Origin of the sequence: Tranquillimonas rosea, assembly GCF_900111315.1 — a bacterium.
GTDB classification, from domain to species: Bacteria; Pseudomonadota; Alphaproteobacteria; order Rhodobacterales; family Rhodobacteraceae; genus Tranquillimonas; species Tranquillimonas rosea.
Map to the genome: position 1 here is coordinate 530230 of NZ_FOGU01000001.1, position 16703 is coordinate 546932.

The 16703-nt window shown below is 66.7% G+C and carries 18 protein-coding genes; 6 read left to right on the forward strand and 12 right to left on the reverse strand.

The window, feature by feature from the left end; all coding sequences use genetic code 11:
- Window positions 1–154 precede the first annotated feature (154 nt).
- Together BMZ25_RS02525 and BMZ25_RS02530 are read left to right on the forward strand one after the other, a co-directional pair.
- A complete protein-coding gene (locus tag BMZ25_RS02525) occupies window positions 155–1072 on the forward strand; it encodes a PRC-barrel domain-containing protein (RefSeq protein ID WP_092687853.1) in 918 nt (305 codons plus the stop codon).
- Between the two features lie 58 nt (window positions 1073–1130).
- A complete protein-coding gene (locus BMZ25_RS02530) occupies window positions 1131–1469 on the forward strand; it encodes a hypothetical protein (RefSeq protein ID WP_092687855.1) in 339 nt (112 codons plus the stop codon).
- 273 nt (window positions 1470–1742) lie between these two features.
- On the opposite strand, the gene BMZ25_RS02535 is transcribed toward BMZ25_RS02530, so the two are convergent.
- The 7 genes from BMZ25_RS02535 to BMZ25_RS02565 all read right to left on the reverse strand — a co-directional run bounded on the left by BMZ25_RS02535 (window position 1743) and on the right by BMZ25_RS02565 (window position 8611).
- The gene (locus tag BMZ25_RS02535) at window positions 1743–2738 is read right to left on the reverse strand and encodes an ABC transporter substrate-binding protein (RefSeq protein WP_092687858.1); all 996 of its coding nucleotides are present in this window, start codon (window positions 2736–2738) and stop codon (window positions 1743–1745) included.
- A 40-nt stretch (window positions 2739–2778) separates the two neighbouring features.
- Window positions 2779–3597 (reverse strand): ABC transporter permease, encoded by an 819-nt coding sequence (locus tag BMZ25_RS02540; protein ID WP_408033421.1) that lies wholly within the window; start codon window positions 3595–3597, stop codon window positions 2779–2781.
- Between the two features lie 214 nt (window positions 3598–3811).
- Window positions 3812–4750, reverse strand: coding sequence for an ABC transporter permease (locus BMZ25_RS02545; RefSeq protein ID WP_092687861.1), 939 nt, complete (start codon window positions 4748–4750; stop codon window positions 3812–3814).
- Between the two features lie 72 nt (window positions 4751–4822).
- Entirely contained in the window at window positions 4823–5641 is an 819-nt protein-coding gene (locus tag BMZ25_RS02550) for an ABC transporter ATP-binding protein (protein WP_092687864.1), read from the reverse strand.
- Window positions 5641–7095: a dihydropyrimidinase gene (gene hydA / locus BMZ25_RS02555; protein WP_092687867.1), complete on the reverse strand. Its 1455-nt coding sequence runs from the start codon at window positions 7093–7095 to the stop codon at window positions 5641–5643. The genes BMZ25_RS02550 and hydA overlap by 1 nt, the downstream gene beginning before the upstream one ends.
- Window positions 7096–7106: 11 nt before the next feature.
- A complete protein-coding gene (locus tag BMZ25_RS02560) occupies window positions 7107–7358 on the reverse strand; it encodes a hypothetical protein (protein WP_092687870.1) in 252 nt (83 codons plus the stop codon).
- A 2-nt stretch (window positions 7359–7360) separates the two neighbouring features.
- A complete protein-coding gene (locus BMZ25_RS02565) occupies window positions 7361–8611 on the reverse strand; it encodes a Zn-dependent hydrolase (RefSeq protein ID WP_092687873.1) in 1251 nt (416 codons plus the stop codon).
- A 209-nt stretch (window positions 8612–8820) separates the two neighbouring features.
- Between BMZ25_RS02565 and BMZ25_RS02570 the strand changes: the two genes are divergently transcribed.
- Entirely contained in the window at window positions 8821–9447 is a 627-nt protein-coding gene (locus tag BMZ25_RS02570) for a TetR family transcriptional regulator C-terminal domain-containing protein (RefSeq protein WP_092687876.1), read from the forward strand.
- Between the two features lie 488 nt (window positions 9448–9935).
- Here the strand turns inward: BMZ25_RS02570 and preA are convergent, their stop codons facing one another.
- Together preA and BMZ25_RS02580 are read right to left on the reverse strand one after the other, a co-directional pair.
- The gene (gene preA, locus BMZ25_RS02575) at window positions 9936–11237 is read right to left on the reverse strand and encodes an NAD-dependent dihydropyrimidine dehydrogenase subunit PreA (RefSeq protein WP_092687879.1); all 1302 of its coding nucleotides are present in this window, start codon (window positions 11235–11237) and stop codon (window positions 9936–9938) included.
- A gap of 132 nt (window positions 11238–11369) precedes the next feature.
- The gene (locus BMZ25_RS02580) at window positions 11370–12704 is read right to left on the reverse strand and encodes an NAD(P)-dependent oxidoreductase (RefSeq protein ID WP_092687882.1); all 1335 of its coding nucleotides are present in this window, start codon (window positions 12702–12704) and stop codon (window positions 11370–11372) included.
- A 241-nt stretch (window positions 12705–12945) separates the two neighbouring features.
- Between BMZ25_RS02580 and accB the strand changes: the two genes are divergently transcribed.
- From accB to aat, 3 genes are read left to right on the forward strand one after another with little or no spacing between them, the layout of a single operon-like run.
- The gene (gene accB, locus BMZ25_RS02585) at window positions 12946–13434 is read left to right on the forward strand and encodes an acetyl-CoA carboxylase biotin carboxyl carrier protein (RefSeq protein WP_092687884.1); all 489 of its coding nucleotides are present in this window, start codon (window positions 12946–12948) and stop codon (window positions 13432–13434) included.
- 7 nt (window positions 13435–13441) lie between these two features.
- The gene (gene accC / locus BMZ25_RS02590; RefSeq protein WP_092687887.1) at window positions 13442–14788 is read left to right on the forward strand and encodes an acetyl-CoA carboxylase biotin carboxylase subunit; all 1347 of its coding nucleotides are present in this window, start codon (window positions 13442–13444) and stop codon (window positions 14786–14788) included.
- Window positions 14789–14800: 12 nt separating this feature from the next.
- Window positions 14801–15451, forward strand: coding sequence for a leucyl/phenylalanyl-tRNA--protein transferase (gene aat, locus BMZ25_RS02595; protein ID WP_092687890.1), 651 nt, complete (start codon window positions 14801–14803; stop codon window positions 15449–15451).
- Here aat and BMZ25_RS02600 read toward each other — a convergent pair.
- The 3 genes from BMZ25_RS02600 to BMZ25_RS02610 are packed head-to-tail and all read right to left on the reverse strand — an operon-like array spanning window position 15418 to window position 16639.
- Window positions 15418–15798, reverse strand: coding sequence for a DUF2155 domain-containing protein (locus BMZ25_RS02600; protein WP_092687893.1), 381 nt, complete (start codon window positions 15796–15798; stop codon window positions 15418–15420). The two genes, aat and BMZ25_RS02600, sit on opposite strands and share 34 nt — an antisense overlap.
- Window positions 15795–16250, reverse strand: coding sequence for an outer membrane lipid asymmetry maintenance protein MlaD (gene mlaD / locus BMZ25_RS02605; RefSeq protein WP_092687896.1), 456 nt, complete (start codon window positions 16248–16250; stop codon window positions 15795–15797). The genes BMZ25_RS02600 and mlaD overlap by 4 nt, the downstream gene beginning before the upstream one ends.
- Window positions 16251–16255: 5 nt before the next feature.
- Window positions 16256–16639, reverse strand: a complete 384-nt coding sequence (locus tag BMZ25_RS02610; RefSeq protein ID WP_092687899.1) for an NADH:ubiquinone oxidoreductase subunit NDUFA12 — start codon at window positions 16637–16639, stop codon at window positions 16256–16258.
- Between the last annotated feature and the right edge of the window lie 64 nt (window positions 16640–16703).

The following is a 16703-nucleotide window of genomic DNA, read 5'->3' on the forward strand; positions in this document are numbered from 1 at the left end:
GTCCGCCGGCACGTTTCCGCCGTCACACGCCTTGCGATGAGCAGAGACCGGCCCCGCCACGGCATTTTTCGCAACCTGCCTTGCACTGAGCGGAACCGGACGGCGCTGCCCGCTTTGTGGGCATGTAACGGGAAGGATAGCCAAGGAGGCTAAAATGTTCGATCCGAAAAAATTCCTCGCGGCCACGGCGACGGCCACCATTGCCCTGATGCCGATGCACGGCTTTGCGCAGGATGACGGCGGCAGCTCCTCCAACATGGAGCAGGCCGGCGAGAACATGGAAAACGCCGCCGAGAACGCGGGCCAGGCAGCCGAGAACGCCGCCGAGAACGCGGCGGAAGAGACTCAGGAGGCCGCCGAAGCCACCGAGAACGCCGCTGAACAGGCCGGTGAGGAAGCCCAGGAGACCGCCGAGGACGCGGCTCAGGCGACCGAGAACGCCGCCGAGGAAACCGGCGAGATGGCCGAAGAGGCCGGCGAAGAGGCCGCCGACACCGCGGGCGATGCGGCAGACGCGACCGAGAACGCCGCCGAAGAGGCCGCACAGGAGACCGGCGAAGCCGCCGGCGACCTCGCCGCGATGATGGAGGACCAGTTCTCCGACATCGCCGACATGACGATCGGTGACCTGACGGGAACCGACGTCGTGACCACCTCGGGCGAGGATGTCGGCGAGATCGACGGCTTCGCGATGCAGAACAACGAGCTCATGGCACTGGTCGGCATCGGTGGTTTCCTCGGCCTGGGCGAGCACAACGTCTCGCTCGAGATGACCCGCATGAACTATTCCGCCGAGGAAGAGCAGTTCGTGGTCGAGGGCTACACCCAGGAAGAGCTCGAGAACCTGCCGCAGTACAACGAGGACAACCTGACGATGGTCGAGGACGACGTCGCGCTCAGCGCCGCGGCGGAAGGCCAGGCCAGCGCGTCGGGTGATGGCTCGGGCAACGGGTCCGGCTCGGGCGAGATGAGCTCGGACAGCGGCTCCGGCTCGGGCGAGATGAGCTCGGACGGTGGTTCGGACTCGGGCTCGGGCGACATGGAAACCGAGGAAGACTCCGACTCCAACTAAGCGCGCCCGCACGCGCACAGGGATAGGCCCGCCCCTCGGGGCGGGCCTTTTCGCGTCCATGCCCCGCAAGAATTACCCCGTCACCCCGGATGGCCGCTACTTCGTCGCCAGGGGCCGCCTCTGGCGACGCACCGACCCGCGCCTCCCCGAGGCCGAGCGCCGCGCCGCGGTCAAGGCGCTGATGCAGGCCCGCCGCGCCGTGGGCCAGGCCACCACCGAGCAGGAAGAACGCGCCGCCCGCGACGCCGTCGACACCGCGAAACGCCGCCTCGGCGAACGCGGCCCCGTCTGGTGGACCGACGGCGCCCCGGACGTCTCCGGCCGCGCGCCCTGGACCTGCCACTATGCCGACTGGTGGCACGCCCTCGACCCCGCCACCCGCGACGACGCCCTCTAGCCCGTCTTCGGTCCCCCCAATATCCTCGCCGGAGGCACGGCCCCGTCTGGTGGACCCGACGACCCCCCGGACGTCTCCGGCCACCCTGAACCTGCCACGACGCCAACGGCCCTTACGCCCTCCACTTCACCACCCGCAACGACGCGCTCCCCCACTCTTTGGTCCCCAAAAATATCCCCGCCGGAGGCACGTGGCCCCTCGGGGCCGCCTCCAAACGAAAAACGCGGCCCCAAGGGGCCGCGCAAATCCGCTCACCGAGTCCCCCCGGTGCCGCTATTCCAGCGCCATGTCGGTGATCTCGTGCGTCCAGGCCGCGTCGCCCGGATCCTCTGTGATCACCGGGTCCGACCCGCCGGCCAGCAGCGTGTCGACGGTGCGCTGGAACGCCTCTGGGTCGAGCGAGCCGTCCGACCCCTCGGTCAGCTTGGCGATCTCGCGCATCATCCGCTTCTGGTGCTTCTCGGTCTGCGCCCCGGTCGCGTCGTTCTCCAGCACGATCTCCGCCGCCGCGTCCGGGTTCTCCTCCGCCCAGTCCCAGCCGCGCATCGAGGCGGCGACGAATCGCGCCAGCGCGTCTTTCATGCCGTCTTCGGCCAGCGTCTCCTCGGTGACGTACAGCCCGTCCTCCAGCGTCGCCACGCCGCGGTCCTCGTACTTGAACGTCACCAGCTGGTCCTCGCTGATGCCGGCATCGATGATCTGCCAGTACTCGTTGTATGTCATGGTCGAGATGCAATCCGCCTGCCCCTGCAGCAGCGGATCGACGTTGAAACCCTGTTTCAGGACCTCGACGCCCTCCTCGCCACCGTCGGTGGGAATCTCCAGCTGCGACATCCACGACAGGAACGGATACTCGTTGCCGAAGAACCAGACGCCCAGCGTGCGGCCGGGAAAGTCGTCGGGGCTCTCCACGCCGGTCTCTTCCAGGCAGGTCAGCATCATGCCCGATTCCGCGAAGGGCTGGGCGATATTGACCAGCGGCAGCCCGCGCTCGCGCGCCGCCAGCGCCGCCGGCATCCATTCCACGACGACATCAGCGCCGCCACCGGCCAGCACCTGCGTCGGCGCGATGTCCGGCCCGCCGGGACGGATCGTCACGTCCAGCCCGGCCTCTTCGTAGAACCCCTCGTCCTTGGCGACGTAATAGCCCGCGAACTGGGCCTGCGTGACCCATTTCAGCTGCAGCGTCAGCTCGTCGAGATCCTGCGCCGAGGCCATCGCCCCCGGCACCAGCGCAACCGCGATCGCGGCTCCCGTCAGTCTTTTCATCTCGCTATACTCCCAGTTGGTTGTTTGGCTATTGTCGTTGTTATCGTTGCGACGGATGCCAGAAGGTCACCCGGCGTTCGGCCAGCGCCACGGCCCCGTAAAAGGCCGACCCGGCCAGCGCCGCCACGGTGATCTCGGCCCAGACCATGTCCAGGCTCAGGCGCCCCACCTCGGTCGAGATGCGGAACCCCATCCCCCGCGTCGGCGAGCCGAAGAACTCGGCCACGATCGCGCCGATCAGCGCCAGCGTGGTGCAGATCTTCAGCCCGTTGAAGACGAACGGCATCGCTGCCGGCAGCCGCAGCTTCAGAAGCGTCGGCCAGTAGCCCGCGGCATAGGTCTTCATCAGGTCGCGCTGCATCGCATCGGTGGCGGCCAGCCCCGCGACGGTGTTCACCAGCATCGGGAAGAACACCATCACCACCACGACCGCCGCCTTCGATTCCCAGTCGAAGCCGAACCACATCACCAGGATCGGCGCGGTCCCGACGATCGGCAACGCGGCGATGAAATTGCCCACCGGCAGCAGCCCCCGCTGCAAAAACGGCGAACGATCGATCGCCACCGCCGTCAGCAAAGCCGCGCCGCAGCCCAGGACATATCCCGTCAGCGCCCCCCGCAGGAAGGTCTGCACGAAATCCTCCCACAGCGTCGGCACCTCCGCCCCGATCCGCGCGCCGATGGCCGAGGGCGGCGGCAGGATCACCGCCGGCACCCCGAACAGCCGCACCACCATCTCCCACAGGACCAGCAACGTCAGCCCGAACAACAGCGGCACCGCCAGCGTCGTCACCCGCGTCCGCCGTTGCGCCGCAAGCCACGTGTTCACCCACCAGGCGCCCGCCCAGACGGCGACCACCGGCACCAGCCGCAGGTCCACGAGCGCGGCGCAGACCAGCGCGGCCCCGATCCAGAGAGGGCCCGCGCCACCGCGCAGCAGCCCCGCCGCGGGCCCGTGTTTCAATTCGTTCAGCGCCAGGACGGCCCCTCCTTCTTCTGTCCGGAAATATCCTCGGGGGGGCGCCCGCAGGGCGCGGGGGGCGGACAGCCCCCCTCGGCGGCGGCCCGACCGCTCACCGGTCCATCCCCATGCGCCGCAGCACCGCGCGCTGCACCGCGCCGATGGCACCCACCAGCAGCGCCGCGCAGACCGCGGCCATCAACAGCGCCGACCAGATCTGCACCGTCTGCCCGTAATAGCTGCCCGACAGCAGCCGCGCGCCAAGCCCCTGCACCGCTCCCGTGGGCAGCTCGCCCACGATGGCGCCGACGAGGCTCGCGGCGATGCCCACCTTGAGCGAGGCGAAGAGATACGGGATCGACGCCGGCAGCCGCAGCTTCCAGAACACCTGCCCCCGGCTCGCCGAATAGGTCCTGAGCAGGTCCATCTGCATCGCGCCCGGACTGCGCAGGCCCGACACCATGCCGACCACGACCGGGAAGAACGACAGGTAGGCCGAGATGATCGCCTTCGGCACGATCCCCTGTATCCCGATCGAGTTCAGCACGACGATGATCATCGGCGCGATCGCCAGGATCGGGATCGTCTGGCTGGCGATGGCCCAGGGCATCACGCTCATGTCCATCGCGCGGTTGTGGACGATCCCCACCGCCAGCAGGATGCCCAGCACCGTGCCGAAGCCGAACCCCGCGAGCGTCGCGCTCAGCGTGACCCAGGCGTGGTAGACGAGGCTCCGGCGCGACGTGATCTCCTGGGCGATGACCGTGTCGTAAAGCTCGACCGCCACCTGGTGCGGCGCCGGCAGCATCGGCCGGTCCTGCGCCATCGTGTCGGCGACCAGCTCGGCAAAGCCCACCTCGCGGTCCGCCCGCGCAGCCTGGTCGAGGGTCCATTGCGCGTTCAGCGCGACCGTGCCCACGTACCACAGCGCGAAGATCGCCAGCACCACGGCCAGCACCGGTCCCGCCGCCGCACCCCGGCCGCGCAGCCACAGGCCGACGCGTCCCGATCGTCCGGCGCCCGCGCCCGGTGCGGCGATCGGCGCGCTCATGGATGCCCCCGGTGTATGTACCGATGGTGCACGGTTTGTGCACGCCCGGTGCACGCTCTGTGCATCGTCCGATCAGGCATCGCCATGCCCCGCCCGCAGCCCCTCGCGCACCCGGTGGGCCACCTCGATGAACGCGGCCGAATCCCGGATATCCAGCGGCCGCTCCGCCGGCAGCGGACTGTCGATGATGTCGGTGATCCGCCCCGGCCGCGGCGACATGACGACGATCTTGGTCGACAGATAGACCGCCTCGGGGATCGAGTGAGTCACGAACAGGCACGTCTTTTTCGTGCGAGCCCAAAGGCTTAGAAGCTGCTCGTTCAGGTGGTCGCGGACGATCTCGTCGAGCGCCCCGAAGGGTTCGTCCATCAGCAGCAGGTCGGCGTCGAAGGCCAGCGCGCGGGCAATCGACGCCCGCTGCTGCATCCCGCCCGAAAGCTGCCAAGGATACTTCTTGTCGAATCCTTCAAGATCAACAAGTTGCAGGACCTCTCTCATGCGGCGATCCTGCTCGGCGCGGTCGTATCCCATGATCTCCAGCGGCAGCTTCACGTTCTTGCCGATGGTGCGCCACGGATACAGCCCCGCCGCCTGGAAGACATAGCCGTAAGCCCTTGCCTTCCTTGCCTCTTCCGGTGTCATGCCGTTGACCGAGATGTCCCCGCCCGTGGGCGTCTCCAGCGCGGCGACCACCCTCAGGAAGGTGGTCTTGCCGCAACCCGAGGGCCCGATGAAGCTGACGAACTCGCCCTTCCCGATCTCGAGGCTCACATCCCTCAGGGCCTGCACGGCCCCGTCGGATGTCTCGAAGGTCAGGTCGACGTTTCTGGCAGAGACGACAGTGCCTTGGCCTGCGTCCTTCACCTGGGTGGTAGCCTCTGCCACGGCCATCAGACACCGCTCGCGGGGATGCCGGACCGCTCGACCTTGCGGGGCGCCGTCAGCTCTTTCCAGGTGCTGAGCGCGCGGTTCACCGGACCGTTCGCCGGCCGCTTGATGAAGCTGCCATAGCCCTCTTTCGGTATCACCTTGCCATCGTCGACCGCCAGGCGTCCGCGATTGAGCACGTAGCGCGGCAGGCCCTTCACATGCTTGCCCTCGAAGACGTTGTAATCAATGGCGGATTCCTGCGTCTTGGCCGAGATCGTCTTTTCCTTCGCAGGGTCCAGCACCAGGATGTCGGCATCCGCCCCCACCATGATCGCGCCCTTGCACGGGTAGATGTTGAGGATCTTGGCGATATTGGTCGAGGTGACTGCAACGAACTCGTTCGGCGTCAGCCGCCCGGTCCCAACGCCATAGGTCCAGAGCATCGGGATGCGATCCTCCAGCCCGCCGGTCCCGTTCGGGATCTTGGTGAAGTCGCCGACCCCCATCCGCTTCTGCTCGGTCGAGAAGGCGCAGTGGTCGGTCGCCACGACCGAGAGAGAGCCCGATTGCAGCCCCGCCCAGAGACTGTCCTGGTGCTTCTTGTTGCGGAACGGCGGCGACATCACGCGCCGGGCCGAGTGGTCCCAGTCGTCGCTGAAATATTCGCTGTCATCGAGTGTAAGGTGCTGGATAAGTGGTTCACCGTAAACGCGTTTTCCTTGCATCCGAGCCCGGCGGATCGCCTCGTGGCTCTCTTCGCAGGAGGTGTGCACGACATAGAGCGGCACGCCGGCCATGTCGGCGATCATGATCGCGCGGTTCGTTGCCTCACCCTCAACCTCCGGCGGCCGGGAATAGGCATGCGCTTCGGGGCCGTTGTTGCCTTCGGCCATGAACTTGGCCTGCAGGTCGGCGACAACGTCCCCGTTCTCAGCATGGACCAGCGGCATCGCCCCCAGCTCGGAACACCGCTTGAACGACGCGAACATCTCGTCGTCGTTCACCATCAACGCGCCCTTGTAGGCCATGAAGTGCTTGAAGGTATTGATCCCCTTCTCCTTCACCACGGTCTCCATCTCGTTGAAGACCTGCTCGGACCACCACGTGATCGCCATGTGGAAGGAGTAGTCGCAATGGGCCTGCGCCGACTTGTTGTCCCATTGCTGGATCGCGTCCAGCAGCCCCTGGCCGGGCTGTGGCAGCGCGAAGTCGACGCACATCGTCGTCCCCCCGGCCAGCGCCGCGCGGGTGCCGCTTTCGAAATCGTCGGTGGAGAACGTGCCCATGAAGGGCATCTCCATGTGGGTGTGCGGATCGATCCCGCCGGGCATGACGTAGCATCCCGTCGCGTCGAGCGTATCGTCGCCCTTCAGACCGCTTCCGATCTGGGCAATTTTTCCATCCTCGACAAGGACATCCGCCTCATAGGTGAGGTCCGCGGTGACGATGGTGCCGTTCTTGATGACCGTGCTCATCTTCTGTCCTTTCAGGTATCGCAGATTTGCGCGCCGGAGGCGTCGTTCAGGCGGAAGCCCACAGGCGGATCGCTCTGTTCGATCATGACGCCGTAGCAGCCATTCTCGTCGCGGATCAGTAGCGCCGGATCGACGCCATCGGGCAGCGCAGCCATCGCGCGCGGAGAGATGTCGCGCAGGCGCCCGTCCTCGTCGCGCTCACTCAGGGCGCACCCCGTCGCCAGGGCTAGAAGAGGCGCTGCAATCAGTAACTTGGACGTCATTCTTACTCCACGATTTCCGCTGTCTCGACCACGGCATGAAACAGGACGTTCGCCCCTGCCGCCGCCCATTCGGGGCTGATTTCCTCGGCTTCGTTATGGCTCAGGCCGTCGACGCAGGGGCACATCACCATCGCCGTCGGCGCGACGCGGTTGATCCAGCAGGCGTCGTGCCCGGCGCCGGAGACGATGTCGCGATGGGAATAGCCGAGCCGTTCGGCCGCGTTGCGCACGGCGGTCACGCACTGGGCGTCGAACTCCACCGGGTCGAACCCGCCGACCTTCTCAAGTTCGATCTGCAAGCCCATGTCATCGCATATCTTTTTAGCCCCCGCGTCCAGACGCTCTTCCATGTCCTTGATGACCGAAAGGTCCGGCGAGCGAAAGTCGACCGTGAACACGGCCTTGCCGGGGATCACGTTGCGCGAGTTCGGGTAGATGTCGATATGACCGGCGGCGCCCACCGCGTCGGGCTTGTGCGACCAGGCGATCTCTTCCACGAGCTCCAGGATACGCGCCATGCCAAGCCCGGCGTTCTTGCGCATCGGCATCGGGGTCGAGCCGGTGTGGCTTTCCTTGCCGGTCACCGTGACCTGCGTCCAGCTCAGGCCCTGTCCGTGGGTGACGACGCCCACGTCCTTTTCCTCGACCTCCAGGATCGGGCCCTGCTCGATATGCAGCTCGAAGAAGGCATGCATCTTGCGCTCGCCCACGGGCTCGTCCCCGCGCCAGCCGATGCGGTCCAGTTCCTCTCCGAATTTCAGGCCCTTGGCGTCCTCTCTTGATTCCGCCCAATCCTGCGCGTGCATTCCGGCGAAGACACCCGACGACAGCATCGCCGGGGCAAAGCGCGTGCCCTCTTCGTTGGTCCAGTTGGTGACGACGATGGGGTGTTTCGTCTTGATGCCGAGGTCGTTGAGCGAGCGCACGATCTCGAGCCCGCCCAGCACGCCCAGGACGCCATCATACTTCCCGCCGGTCGGCTGGGTGTCGAGGTGGCTGCCCACGTAGACCGGAAGCGCGTCGGGATCGGTGCCCTCGCGCCGCGCGAACATGTTGCCCATCGTGTCGAGCCCCATGGTCATGCCCGCGGCCTCGCACCACGACTGGAACAGCGCGCGGCCCTCCGCATCGGCATCCGTCAGCGTCTGGCGGTTGTTGCCGCCCGCCACGCCCGGGCCGATTTCGGCCATTTCCATCAGCGACTCCCAAAGCCGCGATCCGTCGATCTTGAGGTTCTCACCCGGCGCTGCCATCCAGCCCCCATCCCTGTTGTTGCAGGTCCTGCGCCCGGCGCGGCCCCGTCAGTGATATTCTTGACCAATTGGTCAGGATCACGCTAGCAGAGAGCAATAGGCAGTCAAGAATTTCGGCCGACGCTTCGTACGGGGCCAAGATATGCCCATTTGTCGGCGTCCTTCGCGGCGGCGTGATGAATAACCGGGCACCGGAGGAGCCGAGTCCCATGGATACGCTACCGCCCCGCACCACCCGCATCCAGAAAAAGAATGTCTCGCGCATCCTGGAAGCGGCGCTCGATGTCTTTTCGGCGAACGGATTCCGCGGCGCCACGCTTGAACAGATCGCCCGCGCGGCCGGTCTCTCGAAGCCGAACCTGCTGTATTACTTTCCCTCCAAGGAGGCGATCCATGTCGAGCTTCTGAGCGGGCTGATGTCCACCTGGCTCGATCCGCTTCGCCTGATCCATCCCTCTGGCGAGCCGGTGGAGGAGCTCATCGGGTACGTGATCCGCAAGCTCGAGATGTCGCGGCAATTTCCGCGCGAAAGCCGCCTGTTCGCCAACGAGATCGTGCAGGGCGCCCCGCGCATCATGCCGCTGATCGAGGGCGAATTGCGCGAGCTCGTGGAAGAGAAGAGCATCCTGATCCGACGCTGGCAGGACGCGGGCCGGCTGGCCCGGATGGAACCGCGGCACCTGATCTTTTCGATCTGGGCGACGACGCAGCACTACGCGGACTTCGACGTGCAAGTGCGCGGAATCCTTTCGGAAGAAGACGAACGGCATTTCGAGGACGCGCGTGCGTTTCTCGAGACGTTCTACCGGAACGCGCTCGACCCGGCCCGCGGTTGAGGTTTCGTAAAGAAACGGCGGCGATGATGGGGCAAGGACATCGCCGCAAAGAGTATCCGTCATGCTGTCCATGATCACGGGCGGGGCGATCGGACCGGTCGCCACCGACACCCGGCCCACCCTGACTGAGCGCCCACCAGCCGGCGTCGTTCCCGACCGCACGCCTCCCACGACCGCTCCGGTCGATCGCGTCGTCGCGGCGCCGAAGAGCGGACTGCGACCGGAAAGAGTATCGCCGCTCCTGCCGCCGCCGGACCCCGACCGGCCCACCGGACCGCCACCCGCATTTGACGAGACGCCGCTGCAGCGGTTGCAGGCCCGGCGCTTCGAGGCGCCTGACGCGGAGACGCGGTCGCGATCACCGGCAACGGAGCGAGAGACCGGTGCGGCGGCGACCGCGCAGGGGGGGCTTTGCTCCTGCGCCTTACTCGCATCTCACACCGGATGCCGCGGCGGCCGAGGCCCAGCTCGACCGCCGCCGCTGAACGTTATTCCGCGGCCTTGGCGGCGGGATTGTTCGGATGGCTCGTCCAGTTCGCGTATTCGCCGGCAACGACCTTGCCCGTCCGCGGATCGGTCTGGCCCGTCGGCAGCTCTTCCATCGTGATGCAATCCTCGACGGGGCAAACATTGACGCACAGGTTGCAGGCCACGCATTCCTCGTCGATCACCTCGAAGACGCGGCCCGGCTTCATCGCGATCGCCTGGTGGGACGTGTCCTCGCAGGCGGCATAGCAGCGACCGCACTTGATGCAGGCATCCTGGTCGATCCGCGCCTTCGTGACGTAGTTGAGGTTGAGGTACTGCCAGTCGGTCACGTTCGGAATGGCCCGGCCGGTGACCTCGTCGATCGAGGCGTAGCCCTTGGCATCCATCCATTCCGACAGGCCGGCGGCCATTTCCTCGACGATCTTGAACCCATAGGTCATCGCCGCGGTACAGACCTGCACGGTTCCCGCGCCGAGCGCCAGGAATTCGGCGACGTCGCGCCACGTGCTGACACCGCCGATACCGCTGATCGGCAGGTGGGCGGTCTCCGGATCGCGAGCGATCTCGGACACCATGTTCAGGGCGATCGGCTTGACCGCGGGGCCGCAATAGCCGCCGTGCGTGCCCTTGCCGTCGATCGTCGGCTCGGGCGCCATCTGGTCGAGGTCGACAGAGGTGATCGAGTTGATGGTGTTGATCAGCGAAACCGCGTCCGCGCCGCCGGCATGGGCCGCACGGGCGGGCTTGCGAATGTCGGCGATGTTCGGCGTCAGCTTCACGATGACCGGCATCCGGGTGTTCTGCTTGCACCAGCGGGTCACCATCTCGATGTATTCCGGGACCTGCCCGACGGCCGAGCCCATGCCCCGCTCGCTCATGCCGTGGGGGCAGCCGAAGTTCAGCTCGATCCCGTCGGCGCCGGTCTCTTCGACCTTGGGCAGAATCTCCTTCCAGGCCCATTCTTCGCACGGGACCATGAGCGACACGATCATCGCCCGGTCCGGGTAATCGCGCTTGACCGCCTTGATCTCGCGCAGGTTCGTCTCGAGCGGGCGGTCGGTGATCAGCTCGATGTTGTTGATGCCCATCACCCGGCGATCGCCGCCATGCAGAACGCCATAGCGCGGCCCGTTCACGTTCACGACGTGCGGGTCGAGGCCCAGCGTCTTCCACACGACGCCGCCCCAGCCGGCATCGAAGGCCCGGCGGACGTTGTATTCCTTGTCGGTCGGCGGCGCCGAGGCGAGCCAGAACGGGTTGGGGCTCTTGATGCCCACGAATTCGGTCGTCAGATCGGCCATTTCGGCCTCCTTTTCCTGTTGCCGTCAGCCGGCCCGAACGCTGCTTTCCTTACTCAGGGCGGTCATCGGGCGCTGACGTCGGCTGTCTCTGTCGCGGGGCACCGGCCCGGCCCCGGGCCGGACACGGCGCGGTCAGCCCATCAGCTGGGCGTGGATGTCCTCGGCGGCGTCGCGCCCCTCGGCCACGGCAGTGACGGTCAGGTCGTCGCCTCCTGCGGCGCAGTCACCCCCGGCCCAGACCTTTTCGACTGACGTGCGCCCGGCCCCGGTGACCGTGATCTTGCCGTCGCTCAGCATCATGCCCGCGGGTGCCCCTTCGAGCCGCTGGCCGATGGCCTTGAACAGCTGGTCGGCGGCCAGGCGGAACGTCTCGCCCGTGGGCTCGAGCCCATTCGGGCCGTCCTTGGTATACTCGAACTCCACCTCACGGACCGACCCGTTGCCGTGCACCGCGACGGGCTGGGCATGGGTGATGATGCGCACACCCTTGGAAGCGGCGAGATCCTGTTCGAAAACAGAGGCCGCCATCCGGTCACGCCCCCGGCGGTAGACCATCGTCACCTCTTCGGCGCCCAGCAACTTGGACTGCACCGCGGCGTCCACCGCGGTCATCCCGCCGCCGACCACGACGACGTGACGGCCGATGGGTAGCATCGAGAGATCCGAGGTCTGGCGCAGTTCGGCGATGAAATTCACCGCATCGCGGACCTCTTCCTTGTCCTCTCCGGGTGCGCGAAGGGCATTCACCCCGGCCAGCCCGATCCCGAGGAACACCGCGTCGTACTGGTCAGTCAGGTCCTCGATCGAAAGGCCTTCGCCGAGGCGCTTGCCCAGTTCGACCTCGATCCCGCCGATCTGGAGCAGCCAGTCGACCTCGGCCTGGGCGAAGTCGTTGGGGGTCTTGTAGCTCGCGATGCCGAACTCGTTCAGGCCGCCCGCCTTGGACCGCGAATCGAACAGCACGACATCGTGGCCCTTCATGGCCAGACGGTGCGCGCAGGCCAGGCCGGCCGGCCCGGCCCCCACGACCGCGATACGCTTGCCCGTGGGCGCCCCACGCGTGAAGGGATGCACGTTCCGTTCCATGAGCGAGTCGGTGGCGTGGCGCTGCAGGCGCCCGATCTCGACCGGCTTGCCCTCGGCCGCCTCGCGGACGCAGGCCTGTTCGCAAAGGTTCTCGGTCGGGCAGACCCGCGCGCACATGCCGCCCAAAATGTTCTGCTCGAAGATGGTCTTGGCGGCCGCCTCGTCCATCCCGGTCGAAATCTGGCGGATGAAGAGCGGGATATCGATTTCCGTCGGACAGGCCGTGACGCACGGCGCGTCATAGCAGAAATAGCAGCGGTCGGCGGCGACGGCCGCTTCGTGTTCGTCGTAAGCCGGGTGCAGGTCCGAGAAGTTGCTCTCGAGCCTGTCCTCCGGAAGCCGGCCGGACACGATGCCCGGCGTCAGTTCGCTTTGCGTCATGCTACACGCTCCCTGTTGTCTTTTTTCGAGACTGACAGAGCCCGTATTTTTATCAACTGGTAAAATTTCTGCGGTGACGGATCCTCTCGTCGATTGATGCGTTGCGCATCAAAATCAGGCACGATTGACCGGTTGCTTCGCGCTTTTCACCCCGGAGAGGCTGACGTATAACGCCCAAGACCTAGGAATCCCCCCACAGAACCGCCCATCCGGGGCGTCACGAGAAGGGCACCACCATTTCATGACCGACGAACCTCACGCCGCCGATGTCGCCTTCATCCGGGCGCTTGCCGAACTGCTGCACGAAAACGACCTGACCGAACTGAGGGTCAAGCGCGAGTACGGCGAGGACGACAGCCTCGATGTGAAGGTCAGTCGTGAAAAGCCTGCGGCCGTCGCCGCGCCTGCACCGGCGCCGGCCCCCGCCGCTCCGGCCCCTGCCGCACAGCCGGCCGCCACCGCGGCCCCTGCGGCGAACGAAGATCCGGCGAACCTCCCCGGCGCGGTCACCTCGCCCATGGTCGGCACCGCCTACCTGTCGCCGGAACCCGGCACCGCGGCCTTCGTCAAGGTCGGCGACCCGGTGAGCGAGGGCCAGACCCTGATGATCGTCGAGGCCATGAAGACGATGAACCACATTCCCGCCCCTGCCTCGGGCACGGTCAAGCGCATCCTGGTCGAAGACGGTGCGCCGGTGGAGTTCGGCGCGCCCCTGATGATCGTCGAGTGAGGGCGCCATGTTCGACAAGATCCTGATCGCCAATCGCGGCGAGATCGCCCTTCGTGTGGTCCGCGCCTGCCGCGAGATGGGCATCTCGAGCGTCGCGGTCCATTCGACGGCCGATGCCGACGCGATGCATGTCCGCATGGCCGACGAAAGCGTCTGCATCGGGCCTCCCTCCTCTTCGGAAAGCTACCTGTCGATGCCCGCCCTGATCTCGGCCTGCGAGATCACCGGCGCGCAGGCGATCCATCCCGGCTACGGCTTCCTCAGCGAGAACGCGAGCTTCGTGCAGATCGTCGAGGACCACGAACTGACCTTCATCGGCCCCTCGGCGGAGCATATCCGCATCATGGGTGACAAGATCACCGCGAAGGAGACGATGAAGAAGCTGGGTGTGCCGTGCGTGCCCGGCTCCGAGGGGGGCGTCGTCGATTTCGAGACCGCGCGCGGCATCGCCGCAGACGTCGGTTATCCGGTCATCGTCAAGGCCACCGCCGGCGGGGGTGGCCGCGGCATGAAGCTGGCCCGGACCGCCGGCGACCTTGAAAGCGCGTTCCGCACCGCCCGCGCCGAGGCGAAGGCCGCCTTCGGCAACGACGAGGTCTATATCGAGAAGTATCTCGGCACCCCGCGCCATATCGAGGTGCAGGTGTTCGGCGACGGCAAGGGCAACGCCGTCCACCTGGGCGAGCGGGATTGTTCGCTGCAGCGGCGCCACCAGAAGGTGCTGGAAGAGGCGCCAGGCCCGGCCATCGACGCCGAGACGCGGGCGCGCATCGGCAAGACCTGCGCCGACGCCGTGGCCGCCATCGGCTATGCCGGGGCCGGCACGATCGAGTTCCTGTACGAGAACGGCGAATTCTACTTCATCGAGATGAACACCCGACTGCAGGTCGAACACCCGGTGACCGAGGCGGTCTACGGCGTCGACCTCGTGCGCGAGCAGATCCGCGTCGCCGCCGGCGAGCCGATGTCGTTCGTGCAGGAGGATCTCACGCCGCTCGGACACGCGATCGAGGTGCGCCTGAACGCCGAGAAGCTGCCGAACTTCCAGCCCTCTCCGGGTCGCATCACGCAGTACCACGCGCCTGGCGGTCTCGGCGTGCGGATGGACAGCGCGATCTACGACGGCTACCGAATCCCGCCCTATTACGACAGCTTGATCGGCAAGCTCATTGTCTATGGCGGCGACCGGCAGGAGGCGCTGGCGCGGCTTCACCGCGCCCTGGGCGAGCTGATCATCGACGGCGTCGAAACCACGGTGCCGCTGTTCCACGCCCTGCTGGAAGAGCCGGACATCCTGACGGGCAACTACAACATCCATTGGCTGGAGCACTGGCTGGAGCGCAACCTCGGCTAGGGCGCAGATGCGGTGACCGAACGTTCGGACCTCACGCCGGAACTCGTGCTGCAGGCCTATGCGGCCGGCATCTTTCCTATGGCCGAGGCACGGGACGACCCCGAGATTTTCTGGGTGGACCCGCACCGGCGCGGCGTGTTGCCGCTCGACGGGTTCCACCTGTCCCGCTCTTTGCGCCGGCGCATCCGGCGCATGAGCTATGTCGCAACGGCCGACCGGGACTTTGCCGGCGTCGTCTCGGGCTGCGCGGATCGCGACGAGACCTGGATCAACGACACGATCTTCGACATCTACGCCGCCCTGAACGCCCGCGGCCACGCCCATTCGGTCGAGTTGTGGGAGGGGCAGCATCTGATCGGCGGCGTTTATGGCGTGGCCATCGGAGCGGCGTTCTTCGGCGAATCCATGTTCTCGCGCCGCACCGACGCCTCGAAGATCGCACTGGCCTTCCTGGTACACCGGTTGCGCGCGGGGGGCTTTCAGCTGTTCGACACGCAGTTCATCACGCCCCACCTCGAGACGCTGGGCGCCATCGAGATCCCGCGCGAGACCTACCGCGCGCAGCTTGCCTCAGCGCTGACCGGCAGGGCGGACTTCCAGACACTTGGGCCCGGCCTGCCGACGGCCGATCAGGTGTTGCAGCGCAGTACCCAGACGTCGTAGCGCGAATGCTCCAGCGCGTTCAGCGCGGGGCTCGAAGCGACCATCCACCCTTTGAACGCCGGTTCCTCGACGCCCGCGTCGCGGATCACGAGATAGGCATAGGCATTGCCTGCCGGGTTGTCGGCCGGATAGCGGCACTCGCCCAAAGTGATCTGCACGCTACCGAACGAACGCGTCTCGCCGGTGCCGAGCTGGATGTCCTGCGCCTCGCCCGACAGCTTGTCGAGACCGCGCAGCGTGGCGCCCTGGGCCGCGCGCACGTTCTCCTGCGTGGTGTTCTCGTCGACGAACTGCGCGGGGGCAGGCCCTGCGGCGAACGCCAGCGCAAGAAGCAGGGGCCGCATCATTCATCACCTCCACCGCCGACATAGCGCAACAGAAGATTCAACAGGCTGACCGAGCTCTGCGTGTCCTCGATCTCGGCGCCCGGTTCGATGTTGAACGGCGATCCGCCGGGCAACAGTTCGAGGTAATTGCCGCCGAGCAGCCCCTCGGAGGCGACGATGACCGCCGTATCCTCGGGCAGTGCCAGCGCGTCGTCGACGGTAAAGGTGGCGTCGGCGCGGAACGTCTGGGGGTTCAGCTCCAGATCCGTCACTGTGCCGACCTTCACGCCGCCGAGGCGCACGTCGGTGCCGACGGAGATGCCCTCGACCGAGCGGAAGCTGGCGGTCAGGTCGTAGGTCGGCGCGCGGGCCCCGATGTCAAAGCCGGTGGCCTGCCCGCCATAAAACAGGAACCCCGCCGCGGCGAGCAGGACAACCGCCCCGACCGCCGCCTCGGCCTTCGACTCGGACATGATCGTTACTCCGGCTTCCAGGCCTCGTAGTCGCTACGTGCCTTCGGCTCGGGCCGGCGGATCGATCCCGGCGGCGCATAGGCCAGATCGGTGCCGGTCATGTTGGCGATATGCGGCTTTTCCCATTTCTTGTGGGTCAGCGGCCGTTCGGTCGGCGGCTCGTCCCAGGTGTGGTGCAGCCAGCCATGCCAGTCAGGCCCCACCCGGCTTGCCTCGGCTTCGCCGTTATATATGACCCAGCGCTTCTTGCCGTCCTTCGAGCGGTAGAAGATGTTGCCGGCATCGTCCTCGCCGACCTTCACGCCGTTGCGCAACGTGAAGAGCTGCGTGCCCAGCGTCTGGCCGTCCCACCAGATGACGGCGCGCTTGATGGTATCGAAAATGCCCATCGGGTCCTCCGGGATCAGGGATACGGCAGATATGGCCGAGGAAGCGACGAAGGTCCAGAGCCGC